Below are 497 nucleotides of genomic sequence, written 5' to 3'. Positions count from 1 at the left end.
AACCGCCAGGGCCAGCCCAGTGAGCTGACGGTGTTCAACTGGGACGGTGACCTGCTGCAAAGCGAAGAGCGTTTTGTCGGAGGCCTGCCGCCGCTGTTTCGCCCCGAACGCCTGGAACTGGCCCGCGAGAACCCCGAGCGGCCTCACTCGCTACCGATCGCCCAGCGCTGCCATCGGCTCGAGTATCCCGGCCTCACCCCCGAACGGCGGGTGGTCTACCTGTTCGAACCCGACAGCTTCGTGCCCGCCGCCAAGCTCGAAAACCGCTTCGAGGCCGTCCACACCCGCAGCGGCACCGGGGCGGTGCTCTATACCGAATACCAGCCAACCGAGCCGATGCTCTACAGCATCCACACCGACCACCTCGGCACCCCGATGGAGCTGGCAGAATGCGACGGTAAGTCCAGCGGCAAGCTCGCCTGGGTCGGCCACTACCGCGCCTGGGGCAAGCTCACCCAGGCCAGTGACGGCCACGGCAACCCCAGCACCACCGACAA

1 protein-coding gene is annotated in these 497 nt (G+C 67.0%); it reads left to right on the top strand.

Going from position 1 to position 497, the window contains the following annotated elements; translation table 11 throughout:
- Positions 1-497 (top strand): RHS domain-containing protein (locus tag C9F12_RS22705; protein ID WP_205254762.1); only part of this gene is annotated, 497 nt, incomplete at both ends.

Source organism: Halomonas sp. BN3-1, from assembly GCF_003056325.1.
Classification (GTDB): domain Bacteria; phylum Pseudomonadota; class Gammaproteobacteria; order Pseudomonadales; family Halomonadaceae; genus Halomonas; species Halomonas litopenaei.
The sequence above is the reverse complement of the archived record's forward strand: the minus strand, read 5'-3'. Positions and strand labels throughout refer to the sequence as shown.